This is a genomic window from Cellulomonas sp. P22, assembly GCF_044392165.1.
On sequence record NZ_JBISBW010000015.1, the window covers coordinates 38,658 to 53,492 of the forward strand.

General features: G+C 72.3%; 12 protein-coding genes. 7 read left to right on the forward strand and 5 right to left on the reverse strand.

Going from position 1 to position 14,835, the window contains the following annotated elements; translation table 11 throughout:
• Window positions 1-289: 289 nt before the first annotated feature.
• On the forward strand, window positions 290-3,691 hold the full coding sequence (locus ACGIF2_RS15390; RefSeq protein WP_396047075.1) for an EAL domain-containing protein: 3,402 nt from the start codon (window positions 290-292) through the stop codon (window positions 3,689-3,691).
• A gap of 10 nt (window positions 3,692-3,701) precedes the next feature.
• Here ACGIF2_RS15390 and ACGIF2_RS15395 read toward each other — a convergent pair whose 3' ends face one another.
• On the reverse strand, window positions 3,702-4,442 hold the full coding sequence (locus tag ACGIF2_RS15395; protein WP_396047073.1) for a PilZ domain-containing protein: 741 nt from the start codon (window positions 4,440-4,442) through the stop codon (window positions 3,702-3,704).
• Window positions 4,443-4,695: 253 nt separating this feature from the next.
• Between ACGIF2_RS15395 and ACGIF2_RS15400 the strand changes: the two genes are divergently transcribed.
• The 4 genes from ACGIF2_RS15400 (at window position 4,696) to ACGIF2_RS15415 (ending at window position 8,709) form a co-directional block, all read left to right on the forward strand.
• Window positions 4,696-6,642, forward strand: a complete 1,947-nt coding sequence (locus ACGIF2_RS15400; RefSeq protein ID WP_396047071.1) for a putative bifunctional diguanylate cyclase/phosphodiesterase — start codon at window positions 4,696-4,698, stop codon at window positions 6,640-6,642.
• 75 nt (window positions 6,643-6,717) lie between these two features.
• The gene (locus tag ACGIF2_RS15405) at window positions 6,718-7,392 is read left to right on the forward strand and encodes a hypothetical protein (protein ID WP_396047069.1); all 675 of its coding nucleotides are present in this window, start codon (window positions 6,718-6,720) and stop codon (window positions 7,390-7,392) included.
• A 131-nt stretch (window positions 7,393-7,523) separates the two neighbouring features.
• The gene (locus tag ACGIF2_RS15410) at window positions 7,524-8,306 is read left to right on the forward strand and encodes a signal peptidase I (protein ID WP_396047068.1); all 783 of its coding nucleotides are present in this window, start codon (window positions 7,524-7,526) and stop codon (window positions 8,304-8,306) included.
• Window positions 8,287-8,709 (forward strand): hypothetical protein, encoded by a 423-nt coding sequence (locus tag ACGIF2_RS15415; RefSeq protein WP_396047066.1) that lies wholly within the window; start codon window positions 8,287-8,289, stop codon window positions 8,707-8,709. Before ACGIF2_RS15410 ends, ACGIF2_RS15415 begins: the two co-directional genes overlap by 20 nt.
• Here ACGIF2_RS15415 and ACGIF2_RS15420 read toward each other — a convergent pair.
• Complete coding sequence (locus tag ACGIF2_RS15420) at window positions 8,699-10,015, reverse strand: MFS transporter (RefSeq protein WP_396047064.1); 1,317 nt, start codon at window positions 10,013-10,015, stop codon at window positions 8,699-8,701. The two genes, ACGIF2_RS15415 and ACGIF2_RS15420, sit on opposite strands and share 11 nt — an antisense overlap.
• Window positions 10,016-10,076: 61 nt before the next feature.
• Here ACGIF2_RS15420 and ACGIF2_RS15425 point away from each other — a divergent pair, with 61 nt between their 5' ends.
• Window positions 10,077-10,757 carry an ArsR/SmtB family transcription factor gene (locus ACGIF2_RS15425; RefSeq protein WP_396047062.1) on the forward strand — a complete coding sequence of 227 codons (681 nt, stop codon included), beginning with the start codon at window positions 10,077-10,079 and terminating at the stop codon, window positions 10,755-10,757.
• A gap of 56 nt (window positions 10,758-10,813) precedes the next feature.
• Here ACGIF2_RS15425 and ACGIF2_RS15430 read toward each other — a convergent pair whose 3' ends face one another.
• Complete coding sequence (locus ACGIF2_RS15430; protein ID WP_396047061.1) at window positions 10,814-11,173, reverse strand: hypothetical protein; 360 nt, start codon at window positions 11,171-11,173, stop codon at window positions 10,814-10,816.
• A 251-nt stretch (window positions 11,174-11,424) separates the two neighbouring features.
• On the opposite strand from ACGIF2_RS15430, the gene ACGIF2_RS15435 reads away from it, so the two are divergent.
• A complete protein-coding gene (locus ACGIF2_RS15435) occupies window positions 11,425-11,808 on the forward strand; it encodes a hypothetical protein (protein ID WP_396047060.1) in 384 nt (127 codons plus the stop codon).
• A 29-nt stretch (window positions 11,809-11,837) separates the two neighbouring features.
• Here the strand turns inward: ACGIF2_RS15435 and ACGIF2_RS15440 are convergent, their stop codons facing one another.
• A complete protein-coding gene (locus tag ACGIF2_RS15440) occupies window positions 11,838-12,728 on the reverse strand; it encodes a class II glutamine amidotransferase (protein ID WP_396047059.1) in 891 nt (296 codons plus the stop codon).
• 202 nt (window positions 12,729-12,930) lie between these two features.
• Complete coding sequence (locus ACGIF2_RS15445; protein WP_396047058.1) at window positions 12,931-14,829, reverse strand: DUF4914 family protein; 1,899 nt, start codon at window positions 14,827-14,829, stop codon at window positions 12,931-12,933.
• Window positions 14,830-14,835 lie beyond the last annotated feature (6 nt).

The window sequence follows — 14,835 nt, forward strand, 5'->3', positions numbered from 1 at the left end:
CGGCGGTTGGGAACGGTCGGGGCTCGCGGCGGCATGCGGGGATGTCTCCCGCCGGTGCTCCACGACGTCGGACGCGCGAGAAAGGGCGCATCTACACCCCCATTGTGCCCTATGGATCTGCCGGCACCGACCATCGGCCGCCCCGGGGCCTGTCGCGGACCCCTGTGGAGCGCACCGAAATGCACCCGAACGAGCGTCTCCAGAACAGTCATGCCCGACCGACCGGGACCGATAGGACATCGAGCGCCGGTGCCCGACCTGCGCCGTCGCGCCGAGAAAGGACACCGTCGTGGCTCTCCCGAGCACCGTCCTCGTGCTGTCACCGTGGACGGCCGGCTTCTACTTCGGCGCGATCCTGTCCGGCATCACCCGCGACGTCGCCGGCCGCGGCGGACGTGTCGTCGTGTCCCAGACCACCGACGCGGACCGGGTGGACGACTCGGGCATCGAAGCCCCGCTCTACACGAGCCACGTCGCGTGGGACCACGCGGACGGCGCGATCGCGGTCGCCGGGGCGACCCGTAACGAGTACCTCGAGGAGCTGCGGGCTGCGGGCAAGCGCGTGACCCTCGCGAGCAACCGCGTCGGCGGCTTCGACGCACCCGTCGCGATGCCCGACAACGAGGGCGGGACCCGGGCGGCCGTGCAGCACCTGATCGAGCACGGCCACACCCGCATCGGCTTCGGCGGCAACCTCTCGAACTCCGACATCCGCGAGCGCTACACGGCGTACCACGAGACGCTCGTCGAGCACGGTCTCGAGCCCGACCCCAACGACTTCTACCCTGCGGTCGACAACGTGGAGACCGGAGGCGTGAGCATCGCCGAGGCGTTCCTGCGCCAGGAGTCGCGCCCCACTGCCGTGGTCGTGGCGACCGACCGCAACGCCCTGACGTTCATGCAGGCCGTGCTCGCGGCCGACCTCGACGTCCCCCGGGACGTGGCGGTCGTGGGCTACGACAACGTCGAGGCCGGGGCCTTCTCGTCCCCTCCGCTGTCGACCGTCGACCAGCGCTTCGACCGCATCGGGTCGCTCGCCTCACGCCTGCTGCACCAGCAGCTGGAGGGCGAGCACATCGACGCCGTCGAGCACCCGGCCTCCGCGCGGGTCGTGACCCGCGCGTCGTGCGGGTGCGCGGGGAACGGCCACCACGAGGAGCCGGACGGGATCGCCGCAGCCGAGCCCGCCCAGCGGCTGATGGCCCGGCTCACGCAGGCGCTGGTCAACTCCGCGAGCTCGGCCCTCGTGACGTCCGCGGTCGCCGAGGCGCACCAGGCGATCGTCGCCGTCGCCGACGGCGTTGTGCGCGAGGGCGCGCGGGCGGAGCCCTCGCACGACGTCCTCAAGGCGATCCTCACGCCGCTCTCGGCGCACATCGAGGTGCCGATCGTGCTCCAGCACGTCGAGCGCGCCATCACGCTGTACCTGCGCGAGCTCACGGCCACCACCGACCCGGAGGACGCCCCCACGCACGCGGCGCTGCTCAACATGACGGCCCGGACGTCGATCGTGCTCTGGCACCTGCAGACCGGCCTGTACCTGGGGCGGGTGGCCGTGCTCGAGGCGTCGCTGCACGAGCAGTACAACATCGGGGTGCGCCTGCTCGGGTCGCACACCGCGGACCCGCGGCGGCTCGACTGGCTCGCCGGCTCGCACGTGCGGGCCGGTGTGCTCGCGCTGTGGAACGGCGAGGACCTCGTGATCGAGGGCGTGCACGACCCCGAGGGGCGCCTCGGGGACCTCCGCGGGACCGTGACCACCACCCCGGTCTTCCCGCCGGCTGCGATGGTCGCCGCGTCCGACCCCGCCCAGGGCGAGGTCGTCTACGTCCTGCCCCTGCGCCGGCGGGGCGGCCGCGACTGGGGCCTGCTCGCCGTGACCGGGCCCGTCGACACGACCTCGGGCCGCGAGACGTACAACCACTGGGCCGCGCTGCTGTGCGAGGCGTTCGACCAGGAGGCGCTGCTCGAGACCTTGCGCTCGAGCGAGGAGCGCCACGGGCTCCTCGCCCGGGCGATGAACGAGGGCCTGTGGGAGTGGTCCAACGACGGCGCGAGCGTCATGTCCTCCCGCTGCCGCGCGCTGCTCGGCTTGGGCGAGGACGGCAGCGACGAGGTGCTGACGTGGCACGAGCACATCGACCCCGACGACTTCGCGGCGTTGCGTCGTGAGGTCCAGTCCGTGCTCGACGGCGACAAGCACCTCGCCGAGATCGAGGTCCGCTACCGGGGCCCGCGCGACGCCGAGCCCCGCTGGCTGCTGCTCCGCGCGATGCCCGTCCCCGGTCAGGGCCGCGGGATGCGGCGGGTGCTCGGGTCGCTGAGCGACATCGACGACCGCAAGCGGCTCGAGGAGCGGCTGCGGCACAACGCGATGTACGACGCGGCGACAGGGCTCCCCAACCGTCGCATGTTCCTCGAACGGCTCGAGCGCAGCATCGAACGCTGGCAGGAGACGCGGACACCGTTCGCCGTCGTCTTCCTCGACCTCGACCGCTTCAAGGTGGTCAACGACTCGCTGGGCCACCAGGCGGGCGACCTGCTGCTCAGGGGCGTCAGCGACCGGCTGCGGGGCGTGCTGCGCAGCCAGGACACCGCGGCCCGCTTCGGGGGCGACGAGTTCGCGATCCTGATCGACGGTGTCGTCCCCGACGCCATCCCGGCCATCGCGCGCCGCATCCAGGACAGCCTCTCGCGGCCCGTCGAGGTCGAGGGCCACGCGCTGTGGGTGACCGCGAGCCTCGGCATCACGTCGTCGTCGGTCGACTACCGCTCGGCCGACGACGTGCTGCGCGACGCGGACACCGCGATGTACCACGCGAAGTCCCACGAGCCCGGCACGCTCTCCTACTTCGACGCGGCGATGCACGCCGAGGCGCTGCACCACGTGCACCTGCAGGCCGCCGTCCAGGACGGCCTGGACCGCGGCGAGTTCGAGGTGTTCTACCAGCCGATCGTGCAGCTCACGCAGGCTCCGGTCGGGCGGTTCGAGGCGCTGGTGCGCTGGAACCACCCCGACCGCGGCGTGCTGCTGCCCGGCGAGTTCCTGCCCCTGATGGAGGAGACGGGCCTCGTGGTGCGCCTCGGCCTGCAGGTCATCGCTGACGTGTGCGCGCAGATCGCCGCGTGGCGCGCCACCTACGACGGCCCGGTCAACGTGAGCATCAACGTCTCCGACCGCGAGTTCTGGCACGCGGGGCTCGTGGACCACGTCCGCGCGTGCCTGGCTCGGCACGGCCTCGAGCCCTCGTGCCTCACGATGGAGGTGACCGAGGGCGTGATCATGCGCCGCCCCGAGCTCGCGCAGCAGCTCATGTCACGCATGCGCGAGGCGGGGCTGCGGCTGCACATCGACGACTTCGGCGCGGGCCACTCGTCGCTCCAGACGCTGCACCGCTACCCGGTCGAGGCCCTCAAGATCGACAGGTCGTTCGTGCACGAGCTCGTCGAGGGCAAGCAGAGCCGCGAGCTCGTGCGGGCCATCGTCGCGATGGGTGGCGCGCTCGGGCTCGAGGTCATCGCCGAGGGCATCGAGACGCCCGAACAGCTCGCGGTGCTGCGCGAGGTCGGCTGCGACATCGGGCAGGGGTTCCTGTTCGACCAGGCCGTGCGCGGGGACCGCGCAGCCGAGCTGCTGGGTCATTCGTTCGCGGCGCTCGCCCTTGCGGACCACCCGGTGGTCGTCGGGTAGCGCGCCGCGGTCAGAGCCGCATGCGCTCCCGGCGCTGCACGCCCTGGGTGTGCAGCACGTGCCGGAACAGCGCATCGGTCTCGCGCATCGTCAGCCCCAGGAACCGGCAGCCGTAGTGCGTGCCGGTGCGCGACTCCTGCATGCGCACCACGACCGCGTCGAGGAGGATCGGCTCGGGGAGCTCCTCGTACAGGAAGCGGATGCGCTGCCCGTGCTCGAGGCGCGTCTGTGCCAGCACACGCATGCCGTGCGCGCTGATATCCAGGATGGTGAACGCGATCGTCGAGCCGACCAGGCGGCCCTCGTCGTCGTTGCCGTGCTCGGGCTCCGGGGTGGCACCGGGCTGCGGCGCGTCGTCGGCGCCGTCGTCGGCGCCGTCGTCCGCGGCGGGATGGTTCGCGGCGGGCTCGACCACGGCGTCGGCGTGCGGGTCCCGCCAGCGGGCGAGGACGGTGCCGGTGCAGGCCACGTGCGTGCCCACCCGCACGACCTCGCGCTTCTGCAGGGTCGAGACGAGCGCCACGTCGGCGACCTCGAGGCCGTCGGGGGCCACCCGCGAGACGTAGCCCGCGTACAGGCACTCGCCGCGCACCTCGTCGAGCACCTCGACGTTGACGTCGGTGCCGGGCTCGAGGCCCCGCACGATGTCCTCGGTGCCGATCGTCAGCATGTCCCTGTCGAACAGGCGGACGTAGCCCACGACGACGGTCCCACCGTCGTCGTAGACCTTGCAGGGTGCCAGATCGTGCATCAGTGCCGTCGTCCGTCCGATCGCTCATCCGGGGCCCACAGGCGTGGTGGTTGGTGGGAGGTTACCGGCCGCACGGCGTGACGGAGGGCATCCGGCCCGGGTGAACCACGCCCGCGCCACGGCGAAGCGGCAGGGATCGGATGAATGCGACGCGCCGGAGGAACCGGAGAACTCGCCCAGGCGGCCCGACTACGCCTACTCTCACCCCGACCCTCGTCTGAGGGATCCGTCCGCTTCTGTCTCAGAGGTCCAGGTGCCGACCCCCCGCCGCCGGTGGCCGCTGACCCGCTACTTCGCCGTGGTCAGCGTCGTCGCCATGCTCGTTCTCGGTGTCGCCCTGGCCCTGACCACCTCGAACGTCATGCGCAAGCAGGCGCTGCGCGAGGGCGCCGTCGCGGCCCAGTCGGTCGCGCGGTACGTGGAGCGGGTCGTGCCGCACGACGCCTACACCCTGGGCCTGCTCACCCCCGAGCAGCGCACCCTGGTGGGCGAGGCCGTCGCCGGGTTCTCGGACCGCCTGGTCGGGCTACGGGTGTGGACGAGCGACGGCGGGGTGCTCTACGACTCCGACGCGGCCGACACGGGGTTCCCCGACTGGGAGCGGCTCGACGCCGCGCTCGCGGGGACCTCGGACGCCCGGGTCATCACCGAGGTGCGGGGCGACGCGGTCGGCGGGGTCGAGCACGCCGTGCTCGACGTGTACGTCCCCCTGGAGGTCGACGGCACGGTCGTCGGCGCGTCCGAGGTCCGCCTCGACTACGCCGAGACCACCGACGCGCTGACCCGGGCCAGCCGGCTCGTGGCCGGCGTGATCGTCGGTGGGCTCGCCCTGCTCTGGCTCCTGCTGTTCCGCACCGTGCGCACCACGTCCCGACGCCTGCAGTCGTCGGCCCTCGACAACGCGCGGCTCGCGCTGCTCGACTCGCTCACGGGCCTGCCCAACCGGCGCATGCTCGCGCACCACCTGGGCCGGGCGATCGCCACCGCCCAGTCGGACGGCACGCACGTGGGGCTCGTGCTGCTCGACGTGGACCGCTTCAAGGACATCAACGACTCGCTCGGCCACGACCGCGGCGACGAGCTGCTCGAGCAGGTCGCGGTGCGGCTGTGCGGGATCCTGCGCGACGACGACCTGGTCGCGCGCCTGGGTGGAGACGAGTTCGCGGTCCTGCTGCCCGACGTGCGTTCGACCGAGGACGCCGAGCGGCTCGCGCACCGGGTGCGTGGCGTGTTCGCCGCGCCGTTCGTGCTCGGCGACCTGCCGTTGCACGTCGACACGTCGATCGGCGTCGCGTGCCTGCCCGACCACGCGCAGGACGCCACGACGCTCATGCGCATGGCCGACGTCGCGATGTACACCGCCAAGGCGCACCGCCTCGGCGTGGCCGTGTACTCGCCCGACGAGGACGACTCGTCCCCCGCACGGCTCGTGCTCCTGGGCGACCTGCACGCCGCGCTGGCGGCGGGCGTCGAGCTCGAGCTGCACTACCAGCCGAAGATCGACCTCGACGGCGGGAAGGTCGTGGGCCTCGAGGCGCTCATGCGCTGGCGGCACCCCACGCGCGGCCTGCTGCCCCCCGACCTGTTCGTCCCGCTCGCCGAGCAGTCGGGCCTGATCCACGACCTGACCCGGTGCGCGCTCGAGACCGCGGTGTCCCAGCTCGCCCGCTGGCGCGCCGAGGGGCGCGAGCCGCTGCCCGTCGCTGTCAACCTCTCCGCGCACGACGTGACGTCCCTGAAGGTCGTCGAGCTCATCGAGCGGCTGCTCGCGGAGCACGACGTCCCCCCTGAGCTGCTCGAGGTCGAGATCACCGAGACGGCCCTCGTCACCGACCCGTCGCGCGTGGTGCCGGTGCTGCACCGGCTCGCCGAGGGCGGCGTGCGGGTCGCGATCGACGACTTCGGCATCGGCAACACCTCGATCTCCCAGCTCCTGGACCTGCCCGTCGCGGTGCTCAAGATCGACCGGCTGTTCGTCACGGACCTCGCCGACGGCGGCGGTTCGGCGCTCGTGGTCAAGGCGATGGTCGACCTCGCGCACTCGTTCGGCCTGACGGTCGTGGCCGAGGGCGTCGAGGACGAGGTGACCGCGGACCTGCTGCGCGGGCTGCAGGTCGACCAGGCGCAGGGCTTCCGGTACTCCCCGGCGGTCCCACCCGACGAGCTCGCCGGCATGGCCGCCAGTTCCGGACGAATCTGACATGAGACCTCAAGTCCCCTCAAACACCTGCCGATCCAGGCAGAGCACCCCGTCCCACCACCAGAAGGGCCCCTGATGGACGAGCTCCTCCAGGAGATGATCGACCCCGCTCCCCCGCGCCACGACGTCGCCCGACGTCGACGCCTGATCAGCTCGGTGGCGATCCTCGTCCTGGCCGGCACGGGCGTCGCGACGCTCGCGACCGCCGCAGTCTTCACCGACAACAAGACGGTCGACGCGGCCGAGATCAGCACGGGCTCGGTCGACCTGACCGCGGGCGACCTGACGTTCGCCGTCCCGGCCTCGGGGCTCGCCCCCGGCGACACGCTCGTGGCCCCGCTCACGGTGCAGAACACGGGCACGCTCGCCTACCGGTACTCGGTCCGCTACGAGGCGGCCGACACGACGCCGGGCGTGGACGCCCTGCTCACCGAGTGGCTGCAGCTGCGCGTGTACGCGCTGGACACCTGCACCAAGGCGGCCACCGACACCGCGTCCGCGGACCGGCTGCTCGGCTCGGCCGGCACGAAGGTCGGCACCGGGCCGCTCTCGACGAACGGGCTCGCGACGCTCGTGGGAGACATGGCCACGGGTCAGCAGACCGGCGACCGGGTGCTCCTCGCGGTCGAGGGCTCCGAGCAGCTCTGCGTGCGCGTCGACCTGCCGCTCGACACGCCCGACGCGCTCCAGTCCACGTCCGCCGACCTCACGCTCCGCCTCGACGCCGAGCAGACGACCAACAACCCCTGACCGGGCGGCCACGACACATGGTGGGGATCGCCCGCGCCCTCCGGGGAGACGCGCACCGACAGTCCTCGACGCCTGTCGGTGCGCCGACGTACCCCGCGGCACCGGCGACGCAGCGTTGGAGCACCGACGGCGTGCCCACGCCGTGGGGCGAGCGCGACCTCTCGGCACGGTGGCACCAGGTGGGCGTCGGACCACGGCTGTCCGAGACCACCGACGCCGGACGCGGAGCCCGCACCGAGCGTGCCCCCGGATGGTTCCGCGCCGTGACGGCCGCGCTGTGGACGGTGGTCGCGGTCTGCTCGCTCGCCTACGCCACCTCGCTCGGCGTGCCGCTGTGGTTCTCGCTGCACCACCAGCGGGTGCTGGTCGTCACGTCGGGCTCGATGTCCGGGGCGCGCTCGGGCGGGTTCGACGCGGGCGACGCCGTGGTCATGCGCCACATCACCGACCCGTCGCAGCTCAAGGTCGGTCAGGTGGTCTCGTTCTGGCCACCCGGCTCGGACCACCTCGTGACGCACCGGATCGTGTCGCTGCACTACATGCCGGTGATGCGCCAGGACGAGGTCACCGGGCGCATGGTCGAGTCGGTCGACGGGTCAGGCTCCGCGACGACCCGGCCGTACGTGGTGACCAAGGGGGACGCGAACGCCGAGCCGGACCCGGACGCCACCCCGCTCTCGCGCGTGCGTGGCGTCGTGCTGGGCGTGTACCCGCGCTGGGGGTGGGTGCTCGAGTGGACCGGGTCCGCGACGGGCCGGCTCGTCATGCTGGCACCTCCGCTGGCCTCGCTCGCTGCCATGGAGCTCATGGCCCTGCTGCGCGACCGGTCGGCACGGCGCACCGCTGCTACGGACCCCGCACCAGCAGGACACACCGGCGCGAGGACGGCGGACGATGCGCTCCTCCTCGACTGACCTGACGACGAGCGTCCTCGCGCCGACCGGCACGGACCGTCGGCACGCTGACCGTTCCCGGCGCGGCCGCGCCCGGCTCGTCGCGGCAGGTCTGCTGGCCGTCGCGGCGCTCGCCGGGCCGGTGGTCGCCGCCACCACCTCCGCCCTGTTGACCGACGACGACCTCGCCACGGTGTCGTTCACGACCGCTCCCGACTTCTCGGCGCCGTCGGCGACGGCCACCCCCGACCTCGCCGATTCCCCGGGCTCGGCAGGAACGGCGGGCACGGCGGGCACGGCGGGCGTCCGGACCCCGTCGACCGCCGGGTCGGGCAGCGCGTCGCGACCCGGCACGGAGCAGGGAGTTCGCCCCGGGCCCTCCCCCAGCCCGACGACGCCCACCTCGGCCGGCATCAACCGGTGACGCCCGCGACGCCGGCGTCGACCTCAGGCTCGACCTCAGAGTCGACCTCGATGTCGGCCGCGAGGGCCGCGTCCGCCTGGTCGACGACGCGCTGCGGGACCTTCCAGGCGGCCCAGGCCACGAAGAGCACGGAGACGACCGGGCCCGTGACCAGCACCGCGGGCAGCCCGAACACCTGGCCCACGACACCGCCGAGCGCCGCACCGATGGGCATGCACCCGTAGCCCAGCACCCGCGAGGCACCACCCACGCGTCCGAGCAGTCGCTCGGGGACCAGACGCTGGCGCATGGTCTGCGAGACCACGTTGCCGACCATGTTGCTGAACCCGACGAGCGCGAGCGCCGCGACGACCAGTCGCAGGTCGCGGACGAGCGCGGGGACCAGCAGCAGCCCCGAGTTGAAGAACCACGAGGTCGTGATGAGGCGAGCCTCGCCGACCCGTCGCAGCAGCGGCTCGGCCAGCACCGCGCCCACCAGCGCCCCGACGGCGAGCACGGCCGCGAGGAGCCCGTACGACCGCGACGTGAGACCGAGGAACGAGCCCGGGCCCACGACCCACAGGACGAGCACGGCGAAGTACGCCGAGGAGCAGAAGTTCAGCACCGTGCTCGTCACCAGGAACGGGCGGATCACCGGGTGCCACCACAGGAACCGCAGCCCTTCGCGCAGGTCGCCGCCGATCGAGGCGCCCGGCCGCACGGGCCGCACGACGTGGACGCGCCCGTGCAGACCGCGCACGACGACCAGCGCGGCGAGGCCGCACAACGCTGCAGGCACCCCGAACAACCAGCCGGCGCCGAGCGCGAGGGTTGCACCCGCGAGGGGCGCGCCGAGGAACGAGTTGGCGAGCTGCTGGACGCCCAGCATCCTGCTGTTCGCGGCGCCGAGCCGCGAACGCGGGACCACGGCGGGCACCAGCACGCTCGAGGCCGAGTCCGCGACCACCTCGGCGATGCCGAAGACGAGCACGAGGGCGAGCAGCGCGGGCATCGTGAGCCGACCGGTCGTGGCGAGCACGGCCGCGACCACGAGCGCGACGACGCGCGCGAGCGTGGCCAGCAGCACCAGCCGGACCCTGTCCGTACGGTCGACGAGCACCCCGACGTGCAGCGACAGGAGCAGCCACGGGAGCGTGAAGAACGCGCTGATCAGCGAGATGAGCACCGGCGAACGAGTCAGCGTCAGCGCGAGCAGCGGCAGGCCGACCAGGATCAGGCCGTCGGCCAGGTTGGACAGGCCGCTGAAGGTGACGAGGTGGGCGAATCGCGGGCCGAGCGGTTCGCGGGCTGCGGTCGAGGTGGACATCTACGGTCTCCGATACCCTGAGAAGAGGAACCTATGCAGAGGTTTCTTTGCAAAGATAGGTATGCAGATGTCTGTTGGCAACCCTGAGGACGCATCTCGCCAGAGCGAGTCGATCGACGCATCCGCCTTCAAGGCGTACGCGCACCCGCTGCGGCTGCGGATGATCCAGTACCTCAACGACCACGGCAGCGCGACCGCCACCGAGCTCGCGCAGCACCTGGGCGAGAGCACGGGCCAGACCAGCTACCACCTGCGTCAGCTCGCCAAGCACGGCCTGATCGAGGACGACCCCGCCCGGGGCAAGGGCCGCGAGAGGTGGTGGCGGTCCAGGCCGTTCGCCGTCGACGGCGCGAGGCTCAGCACCGAGGACCCGACCATGACCCCCGCCGTGACGCGCATGCTGCACTCGGTCGCGCGCACCCGCGCCGAGGCTCTCGACGACTGGTTCTCCCGCGCGCTCCAGCTCCCGGGCGAGTGGCTCACCTCGTCGGTGCACAGGCAGAGCACGGCCGACCTCACGCCCGAGGAGACCACCGCCCTCAACGCCGAGGTCTCCTCGACCATCGACCGCTACGTCAGCCTCAGCCGGGCCCGGGCGGAGCGTGGCGAGACCCCCGCCGACGCCCGACGGGTACGCACCTACTACGACGCCTTCCCGCTGGCTGCCGACGGCAACGCGGCGGAGACCGGGACCACCACGAACCCCCTCGGCGGACCGTCGGTCGACGAGCCCCAGGCCTAGTCGCAGCAGGGAGTCGCCGGCGGCGGCGCCGGCGACTCGTTCGCTCGCTCAGTCGCTCAGTCGACCGCGGACCAGCACGGGTCGTCGAGGTCGAGGGCCTTGTATCCCTGCCGGACCTCGGCCGACCCGACGACGATCTCCCAGGGCCCCGTGGCCGCGGGCAGCCCCGAGACCGCGAGCGCGTCGTTCACGTCGAAGATCACGTCGGCGACCCGGGTGCGCTCGTGGGGGGGCGCCGCGCTGAAGTGGGCGACCAGGGCGAACGATGTCGCGAGGTCGACCACGACGATCTGCACGTCGGTCCGGATCACGGGGCGCGGGCGCGGGCTGTCCTCGTCGCTGAAGACGGCGTCCAGGCTCTCCGCGAGGATCTCGCGGGTGCTCAGGTTGAGCGGAGCCGGCACGTCCCAGCGCAACGAAGGTCGATACCTCCCTGGAAGGTCTGTCACGATAGGCCCCCTTTGCCCCCCGACTGGTCCCAGCAGTGTGGCAGCCCCAGGGGGCTCTGCGAAGAGTTTCCGTGGGTGGATTACCCGCGCGACCCCGAGCCGCCTCCCCCACGCCGAGGCTCGCGACGGACCACGCGGCGCTCGCGTGCCGGTCGGGCGGGTGTGACGGACACTGGGATCAGCGAGGTCCGGTCGACCGCGAGGACGAGGTGACGCTCATGGCCGAGGTGATGGTGGCCGTCGTCGACGGCCCGTACACGTTCGACGCCGACACCGTGCTCGCGCTGCTCTACGAGGCGTGGCCCGAGGCGACGTGGAGGCCCACGCCGCCCGACAGCATCGACCCCTCCATGGGGCAGCTCGCGATCGGCGGCGACGACGGCGAGCCGCCGCTGCTCGTCGACCTGCTCGCGGGCGGCGAGGCGATCACCCTCGACGGGGGCGCGCCGCGCATCGCCGAGCTCGTCGCGCGGCTCACCCTGCTGCCCGGCTTCCCCGACGACGGGAGCATCGTGCTGACCGACTGGTCCGAGGACCTGTACCCCTTGGCGCCCCGGACGAGCGCGCAGACCCTGAGGGAGTCGGCCACCGAGGTCGACTGAGACCCGGGTGGACTGAGACCCGGACGGCGTCAGACCGGCTCCTTCTTCGGCCGCTGGGACGCGGCGGCCTGCGGGGCCAGGTCCTTGAGCGTGAGCGGGTGCGTCGGCTGCGCGGGCAGCGGCGCGCTGCTGTGCACCTCGAGCGCCTCGGTCACGTGCAGCAGCTCGCCCGCGCCCATGAGACGCCACCCCGGGTCGTCGTCCATCGGCTCGGTCGCGATCACCACGGAGGGTCTGCCCCCGAGGGTCTCGCTGTGCACGCTGATGCGCTCGGTCCTCGCCTCGAACGCGGCCTGCCCGGCGACCTCGCGGGACCCGCTGAACCCGCGCTGCAGCACGTACAACGGGTGGGTCTCGGGGTAGCGCAGGGCCCACACGTCGGTCGCGGTCGCGAGCAGGAGGTTCGCGGCGTACACCGGGATGTTCTCCGCGATCCAGGTGACCGCCGTGACGACGGCCGCGCCCACGTCGCCGCCGTTGCGACGCGCCATGGCGGTGATCAGCGCGAACATCCGCTCGCTGTCGGTGTCCCCGTGCACCAGGTCCATGACGTCGAGCTCGCGCAGCCGCGCGTCGAGCACGTCGAGGCCCTCGAGCACACCGTTGTGGGCCAGGAGCCGGTCGTCCTGCTCGAACGGGTGGGTGTTGACGGGCGCGTCGGCCCCGGTGCTCGCGTAGCGCACGTGCGCCAGGAACGTCCGGCTCTCCAGGTCGCGCGCCTCGGCGGCGAACTGCCGGTCCTCGTACGCGGCGAGCGCCTGCTTGTCGACGACAGGATGACCGTCCGGCCCGAACACCCCCACCCCGGTGCCATCGGCCTCCTTGCGGCTCTGCTGCGCCAGGCTGTCAGGGGCGCTGAGCAGCCAGAACGTCGCCCGTGCCGGGGTCGCGCCGGCGTGCATCCCGAACAGACGACACATGAGCCCTCCCGCTGGTCAGCAGGGCGGCACGCCCGGTGCCGGGTGGCCCGCCCTCCCCAGTGCAGCAAGTTCCGGGCCGAGCCGCGACCCGGACGTGCGTCGGCGGCCTGGCGCCACCGCACCAGACCGCCGTTCCCGCACCACCGGGACCTCGTTCCGCACACGCACCGTGCGGCGGGACGAGGGGCTCAGATGTACCGGCTCAGATGTACAGCGGCGTGAGCTCCGCGTACTCCTCGATCGAACCGTCACGCATGCAGACCTCGATGATCTTGCGGCCCAGCGGGTCGAGGTCGTCGGTGAGGAACTGGGCGAGCTCGCTCTTGAAGAAGTCCGTGAGGATCTTGGCGCCCGCGTCGTACGCCTCCTCGCCCACCTGCGACTGCTGCTCGGGACGCAGGAACGTGGGCCGCACGAGCTGCCCGTCGATCTTCATCTCCTTGAGCGTGTAGCCGAACAGCGGGCAGCGCGCCGCGACGAGCTCGTTCTCACGGATCCGGCCACCACCGCGACGCGCGAGGTACTCACGCGTCATCCACTCGGCGGCGAAGCCCACCTTGTACGCGCCGATGTGCTGGTTCGGGGTCAGCACGTAGCGCGTGCGGTAGGCCTCGACCAGCTGCGTGAGCAGCAGGTTCGCGGCAGCGACCTTGGTGCCCGTCGAGAACGGCCAGTACGAGCCCACCCCCTCGGCGACCATGCCGCCGTGCGCGAGCTTGTCGGTCGCGGCCTTGCTCTCGCCGATCGACGGGTTCTTGTCGCCGCGCGGGGCGATCAGACGCCACAGCCACGCGAGCGACGGCGGCACGACGTGGGTCATGCCCATGATCCCGTAGGACGGCGTCTCCCGGGTGCACGCGGGCATCCGGACGCCGAACGTGCGCACGTCCACGGCCGAGGGCTCGTTCACCACGTTGCGGATCTGGCTGCGCGGGATCACCACGCGGGGGTTCGGGCACCGCTTGCCGTTCGAGTCGAGCGTGTGCTCCCACGGCAGCACCGTCGCGTCGGGCACGCCCTGGATGTTGAAGAAGACGAGCGGCTCGTCGGGGTGGATGCAGGCGCGCTCGAACGCGACGTCCTGCCCGTACTCCAGCATGTTGTCGACGCGCACGAACCAGCCGTCCTCGGCGTCGGCCACGACGAGCTTGCCGTCACCGCGCTGCAGGTCCTTGTGGCACAGCGTCATGTCGTCGGTGACCGGCGCGAGCGCGCTCGTCTCGCTGAGCGTGATGACGTAGGGCTCGTTGCTCACCACGTTGGTGCCGAGCAGGATGCGGCCGTCCTCGCGGCGGCGCATCTCCTGGTACATCTCGGACTTGCCGCCGCCCGAGGCGCCCTCGTGCATGATCACGGTCTCGTTCTCGTACGGCGTCGTGACGCGCACCGACGACGCGTGGGCCGTGACCCAGCCCTCGTGCTCGCCGATGTCGAGCAGCACCGAGAACACGCCCTTCTTGGCGCTGGGTCCCGGGTAGAGGTTGTACGCGAACACCTCGTGCAGCGTGTCCGTGCGGTCGTGCACCACGACCTGGCGGCCGTCGAAGTGGGTGTGCCGGAACGGCGGTGCGACGTACACGATCGAGCGGGGCGTGAACGGCCCGATCTCGTCGAGCGTGACCCACCCCTGCAGGTCCACGAGCGTCAGCGCGAAGAACGCCGAGTTGACCGGGCAGATCGCGAGCGACGGGTAGCCGTGCGTGAGGCCGCCGGCCTTGAACGGCACGACAGCGAGCTCCTGCTGCGAGAGCCACTCGAGCGTCTCGGCCTTGACGGGGGCGAACTCGGAGCCGAAGACGTCGCGGTAGCGCGGTTTGTCGGTCGGCAGGTCGTCCGCGACGCGCATGCAGTCGGGGTCCCGACGGCGCATGTAGTCCTCGGGGTAGTTGACGGCGATGCCGTTCTTGCCGCGGACGACGGTGGCCTCGGTGACGGGTGTGCCGTTCACGTCGTAGTCGACCGAGAAGCGGGGACCGCCCTCCGGGCCGAGGGCCAGCTGGTAGAGCTCTGCGCGCGTGCTCGGGACGACGACGCTCGCGCACGCGTCGAGAGCAGCCCGCACGTCGGCGGGCAGGGTCACGCTGTCCAGGGATCGGCTCACGGCTAC

Bases quoted from the DNA above. Each gene is read 5' to 3' on its own strand.
- ACGIF2_RS15395 (WP_396047073.1), bottom strand. From the start codon at position 4,442: ATGCACGATCTGGCACCCTGCAAGGTCTACGACGACGGTGGGACCGTC.
- ACGIF2_RS15405 (WP_396047069.1), top strand. From the start codon at position 6,718: ATGGACGAGCTCCTCCAGGAGATGATCGACCCCGCTCCCCCGCGCCAC.
- ACGIF2_RS15415 (WP_396047066.1), top strand. From the start codon at position 8,287: ATGCGCTCCTCCTCGACTGACCTGACGACGAGCGTCCTCGCGCCGACC.
- ACGIF2_RS15420 (WP_396047064.1), bottom strand. From the start codon at position 10,015: ATGTCCACCTCGACCGCAGCCCGCGAACCGCTCGGCCCGCGATTCGCC.
- ACGIF2_RS15425 (WP_396047062.1), top strand. From the start codon at position 10,077: ATGCAGATGTCTGTTGGCAACCCTGAGGACGCATCTCGCCAGAGCGAG.
- ACGIF2_RS15435 (WP_396047060.1), top strand. From the start codon at position 11,425: ATGGCCGAGGTGATGGTGGCCGTCGTCGACGGCCCGTACACGTTCGAC.
- ACGIF2_RS15440 (WP_396047059.1), bottom strand. From the start codon at position 12,728: ATGTGTCGTCTGTTCGGGATGCACGCCGGCGCGACCCCGGCACGGGCG.